Source organism: Gordonibacter pamelaeae 7-10-1-b, assembly GCF_000210055.1.
In the GTDB taxonomy this organism is placed as follows: Bacteria; Actinomycetota; Coriobacteriia; order Coriobacteriales; family Eggerthellaceae; genus Gordonibacter; species Gordonibacter pamelaeae.
This window is the reverse complement of record NC_021021.1, coordinates 1,354,669-1,359,812: the sequence shown is the minus strand read 5'-3', so window position 1 is coordinate 1,359,812 and position 5,144 is coordinate 1,354,669. Positions and strand designations below refer to the sequence as shown.

4 protein-coding genes are annotated in these 5,144 nt (G+C 65.7%); all 4 read left to right on the top strand.

All coding sequences use genetic code 11. The features are described 5' to 3' along the window. The first annotated feature begins 27 nt into the window (after positions 1-27). Positions 28-1,869, top strand: a complete 1,842-nt coding sequence (locus GPA_RS06260; RefSeq protein WP_015539329.1) for a VirD4-like conjugal transfer protein, CD1115 family — start codon at positions 28-30, stop codon at positions 1,867-1,869. Further along, positions 1,869-2,084 carry a hypothetical protein gene (locus GPA_RS06255; protein ID WP_015539328.1) on the top strand — a complete coding sequence of 72 codons (216 nt, stop codon included), beginning with the start codon at positions 1,869-1,871 and terminating at the stop codon, positions 2,082-2,084. The genes GPA_RS06260 and GPA_RS06255 overlap by 1 nt, the downstream gene beginning before the upstream one ends. A gap of 10 nt (positions 2,085-2,094) precedes the next feature. After that, on the top strand, positions 2,095-2,502 hold the full coding sequence (locus GPA_RS06250) for a PrgI family protein (RefSeq protein WP_015539327.1): 408 nt from the start codon (positions 2,095-2,097) through the stop codon (positions 2,500-2,502). Positions 2,503-2,644: 142 nt separating this feature from the next. After that, entirely contained in the window at positions 2,645-4,978 is a 2,334-nt protein-coding gene (locus tag GPA_RS06245; protein WP_015539326.1) for a VirB4-like conjugal transfer ATPase, CD1110 family, read from the top strand. Positions 4,979-5,144 lie beyond the last annotated feature (166 nt).

Below are 5,144 nucleotides of genomic sequence, written 5' to 3'. Positions count from 1 at the left end.
ACCCCGCATGCAGGAGGTGCGGGCGAGATGACGGCCGCACGGGTCGCGGCGGCAGCCCTGGCCTCCATCGCCGCCTTCCTCCTCGGGAACTCGTACGCCGCATGCCTGCTCTCGCTTCCGGGCAACCCCGCGTCCAACCTCACGGAAGCGGCCAAGCTCCTTCCTTCCTTTCTGCTAGGCCACGGCCCCCTCTCGCTCGAGGCTGCCGCGCTCGCGACGGGGCTCGTGGCCGCCTGCGCCGTGTGGTGCGCCTGGGCATGGTCGCTCACGCACGGAAGCCCGGAGCGACAGGGCGAGGAGCACGGCAGCGCCCGCTGGGGCACCGCCCGCGAGGGCAGGCGATTCATGAATCTCGAGGACCCCGACAGAAACATCGTCCTCACGAAGCACTTCGGGATGGCGATGGACCGGCCCGACCACGACCGGCGCTACGAGCGCAACCGGAACGTGCTCGTGGTGGGCGGCTCCGGCTCCGGGAAGACGAGAGGGTTCTTCGAGCCCAACATCATGCAGCTGAACTCGAACTACCTCGTGACCGACCCGAAGGGCGAGACGCTGCCCCGGATGGGGCACATGCTCGAAGCTGCGGGATACAGGATACTGGCGTTCAATACGGTCGACTTCTCCAAGTCCCTCCACTACAACCCCCTGGCGTACGTCCGCGACGAAGCGGACATCCTCGAGTTCGTGTCCTGCCTCATAGAGAACACGACCGGAGACCGCGAGCACGCGGGAGACCCCTTCTGGGAGAACGCCGAGAGGCTCCTCTACGTGGCGCTCATCGGGTACCTGGTGTACCGCTGCCCGCCCGAAGACCGCTCGCTGTCGGGGGTGGTCACCCTGCTCTCCCTCGCGAAGGCGAAGGAATCGGACGAGTCGTACCGCAGCCCGCTCGACTTGCTTTTCGAGGAGGTGGAGACCGGGATGCGCTGCGTCGCGGCGGTCGGAGGGAGCGGCCAGGGTTTCGACCCGACGAGGAGGGCCTCCTACGACCCGGCAGGCTCCTGCCGGTGGGTCAAGGTCGCCGAGCCCGTCCCCGTCGACTCGGACTTCGCCCTCCTCCACTACAAGATGTTCAAGGACGCGGCGGGAAAGACCCTGAAGTCGATACTGGTCTCCTGCAACACGCGCATGGAGCCTTTCGCCATACCCCAGGTGCGCGAGCTCGTCAGCCGCGACGAGATGGAGCTCGACCGGCTCGGCGACGCCGAGGGGAGACGCGCGGTGTTCGCCGTCATGTCCGACACCTCCTCCCTCTACTCGTTCCTGTTCTCGATCATGCTCTGGCAGACGATGAGCATCCTCTGCAAGCGCGCCCTCGTCGAGTACGGGGGCGCGCTTCCCGTACCGGTGACGCTGCTCATGGACGAGTTCGCCAACATCGGGCGGCTGCCCGACGTCGAGCGGATGGTAGCGGTCGTGCGCAGCCGCAACATCTCGATGGCGTTCGGACTCCAGTCGCTCTCCCAACTCAAAGCTGCCTACAAGGACAACGCAGCGACGATCGTCGACTGCTGCGACACCCTGCTGTTCCTCGGCGGGAAGTCGAACGAGACGGCAAAGGAGATCTCCGAGTCGGTGGGAAAGGAGACCGTGTCGACCGTCACCTGGAACGAGAGCCGCGGCCAGTCCGCCTCGTCGACCCGAAATTGGAACATCCTCGAGCGAGACCTCGTGCAGCCCTCCGAGGTGGCGAGGCTGCCCCGCGACGAGGCGATCGTCCTCATCGCAGGGGCGAACCCGCTGAAGGATCGCAAGTTCGACATCGAGGATCACCGGAGGTGGAGCGAAGTGTACCCAGGGCACCCCGGGGCGTCGCACCACCTGCCCTTCGACTACTCGGAATACATGGAAAGGAGAGATGTCTGATGTTGGCGAACATCATCAACCTGGTCTCGGGATGCGTGACCTTCCTCGGAGGGTTCCTCGTCGTATGGGGCGCCGTCTCGCTCGGCCTCGCCATCCGCGAGCAGCAGGGCGGCGCATCCATAGCGAGCGCAATATCGACCATCGCCGGCGGCGCGATCATCATCGCCGCCGCCGTCTACTTCGGCATGCTCGACACGAGCTGGCTTCCCGCGTAGGGGCGACCCGATGCTGAGCGTGGCGGTCCACAAGGACATCGGGGAGTACACGGAGAAGGTCGTCGGCAAGCTCTCGGCGAGAACGCTCGCGTGCACCGCCGGGGGGCTCGCGTCCTCCGTGGCGACGGCGGCGGCGCTCAACCTGGCGCTGGGGGTGCCGGTGGACGCAGCGACGCTGCCCGTCATGGCGGCATCGATGCCGTTCTGGCTCATGGGCTTCTGGCGCCCGAAGGGACTCACGGCGGAGAGGTACCTGGCGATGCTTGCGCGCCATGCGCTGTCCGACGGCGTGCTCGTGTACTCGACGGGAAGCAGGCCCTGGGATGCGGCCGGGGGAATCGCGTGCCGGCGGGTGGACCGCAGAGCGCGCAGGAAGAGCAGGAGGAAGGGGGCCGAGAAGCGTGGCCGGAAAGAGTAGTGGGCAAAAAGGCGCCGCCAGGGGAAAGTCCCTCGAGCGCCGCATCGCCGAGCAGGAGCGCGAGCTCACGGGACGGATGGCGGAGAAAAGGAGAATGCGCCGCGCGGCTCGGGACGTCTACTCCGCCATAGGCTAAGACTTGATGTACCCCGACGGAATCGCGCAGGTCGAGGAAGGGCTTTTCAGCCAGACGATGGCGTTCGAGGACATCAGCTACCAGTCCGCCCGTGAGGAAAGCCAGCGCGCCATCTTCTCCGGATGGTGCCAGCTGTTCGACTATTTCGGTGCCGACAGCTGCGTGCAGCTCACCGTGGTCAACCGCCCCATTCCCGCCGAGGAGATCGGGACGAAAAGGTTCTTCCCGACCGACGACCCGCAGACTGCGGCGTACGCGGAGGAGTACAACCGGATACTCAACGACAAGATGAGGGAAGGCGTGTCCAACCTAGTCAGGGAGCGCTATCTTACCTTCGCCGTGGGCGCGCCTTCTGTCGACGCGGCGGTCCCGAGGCTCGCCCGAATGCGTGGGGACGCCGAGCAGACCCTCGCTAAGATGAGAAGCTCCTCCCGAACCCTCTCGGGGGCCGAGCGCATCGGCGTCCTGAACGGGCTGCTGCGCCCCGGGAAGCCGAACCTGTTCTCCTGGGACGCGGTCGGCGCGAGAGGAGGGCTCACGACGAAGGATTTCGTGTGTCCTTCCTCCCTCGACTTCAAGCCCGAAGGCAGCGCCTCCTGCTTCAAGTCCGGCGATACGTGGTGCCAGGTTCTCGTGCTCGGCAGGTTCGGCAGCGAGCTGTCGGACCGCTGCCTCGCCGACATCATCGACCTGTCGGTCCCCCTCGCAATCACCCTCCATGTCCAGGCCATGGACAAATCGAAGGCGGTCGCCTTCGTGAAGAAGCGGATCGCATGGATGGACAAGGAAATCATCGACGAGCAGATGGGGGCGGTCAAGAAGGGGTACGACTTCCAGATACTGCCCTCCGAGCTCAAATACTCGAAGGAAGAGGCGGAGGACCTGCTCGACCATCTCCAGAACAAGAACCAGAGACTCTACGTCTACACGGGGCTCGTGTACACGTACGCGCCGACGAGGGAGGGACTCGACGAGCAGGTGATGCAGATCGTGTCGACGGCGCGGCGCAACTCGATCGAGGCGGACACCCTCGACTACCGCCAGCGCGAGGGCTTGAACTCCATACTCCCCCTCGGGCACAACCACGTCGAAGTGTCTCGGATGATGACCACCGCGCAGGTGGCTATACAGATGCCCTTCGCGACGCAGGAGCTCTCGCACGAGGGAGGAGGCTACTACGGGCAGAACAAGCAATCTTCGAACCTCGTCCTATGCAACCGGAAGAGGCTTGCGAGCCCCATGGGCTTCGTCGCCGGCAAGCCCGGATCGGGAAAGTCGTTCTCCGTCAAGCGAGAGATAGAGAACACCATCCTCGCGTACCCCGAGGACGAGATTATCGTCCTCGACCCCGCTGGAGAGTACTCTCCCGTGGTCGAGGCGAACGGCGGGGAGTGCATGCGGTTCGCCCCTGACGCGGACACCCATCTCAACCCGTTCGACCTCTCCGACGTCGCACACCAGTCGCGTTCCGCCCAGATGGCCTTCAAGATAGACGCCTTCCTGGCGTTGTCCAGCGCGACCATGGCCGAGGGAGACCAAGGGCTCCCGGAGGCCGACAAGTCCATCATCAGCCGCTGCGTTGAGCGGGCATACCGCGACGCGGACGAGGAGGGGCGCACCCCCCTTCTCGGTGACTTCCACCGCATCCTGAAAGCGCAGCCCGAGCTGGAGGCCCGGGACATAGCCCTGCGCTACGAGCGCTACGTGGAGGGCGCTCTCTCTTTCTTCAACCGCCCTTCGAACGTGACGTTCGACCGGCGCATCACCAATGTCGACTTCAGGGACCTCTCCGAGAACATGCGCGCCTTCGGGATCATCACGGTCCTCGAGTGCGTGCGCAACCGGATGTACCGCAACTTCGATCGCGGCGTCACCACCTGGCTCTACATCGACGAAGTGCAGAGCCTGTTCGGCCACCCCTCGATCATCGCGTACTTCAGCCGCTTCTGGGCCGAAGGTCGCAAGTTCAACCTCATCGCCACGGGCATCACCCAGAACAGCGTCTACATGCTCGACCACGAGGAGGCCCGGAACATGGTCCTCAACTCCGACTTCATCCTCCTTCACAAGCAGTCACCCCTCGACAGGCGCGCCTGGACCGAGCTGCTCGACATGAGCGCCCAGGAGGCGTCCTACATAGACGAGTCGGTCAGGGCTGGTGAGGGGCTGCTCATCGCGGGCGGCGCGCGCGTCCCCCTGAAGGACAGCTTCCCCAAGGGGTCCCTCTACGACCTGTTCAACACGAAGCCCGACGAGGTGGCGGCGCGCAAGCGCGAGGAGGGCTTCAGAAGGCGCGCCGAGAGCAGGCGGAGGAAAGACGGCGGGGTGAGCGCGACGTGACCAGGGAAACCCGCAGCTCCGAGCCCGCGGCGTCGGGCGGCGCCCCGCCGGACCCTCCCGTCAGGGCCGAAGGGGCCGGCGCCGAAGGAATCGCATCGTCCGGCAGGACCGACGCGGTGAGCGCAGGCCTGGTGTCAAGCGAGGAGAGGTTCGCCGTCCCGGCGCA

What these genes read in the sequence shown, in the direction of transcription:
- GPA_RS06260 (WP_015539329.1), top strand. Translation starts at nt 28, where the DNA reads ATGACGGCCGCACGGGTCGCGGCGGCAGCCCTGGCCTCCATCGCCGCC.
- GPA_RS06255 (WP_015539328.1), top strand. Translation starts at nt 1,869, where the DNA reads ATGTTGGCGAACATCATCAACCTGGTCTCGGGATGCGTGACCTTCCTC.
- GPA_RS06250 (WP_015539327.1), top strand. Translation starts at nt 2,095, where the DNA reads ATGCTGAGCGTGGCGGTCCACAAGGACATCGGGGAGTACACGGAGAAG.
- GPA_RS06245 (WP_015539326.1), top strand. Translation starts at nt 2,645, where the DNA reads ATGTACCCCGACGGAATCGCGCAGGTCGAGGAAGGGCTTTTCAGCCAG.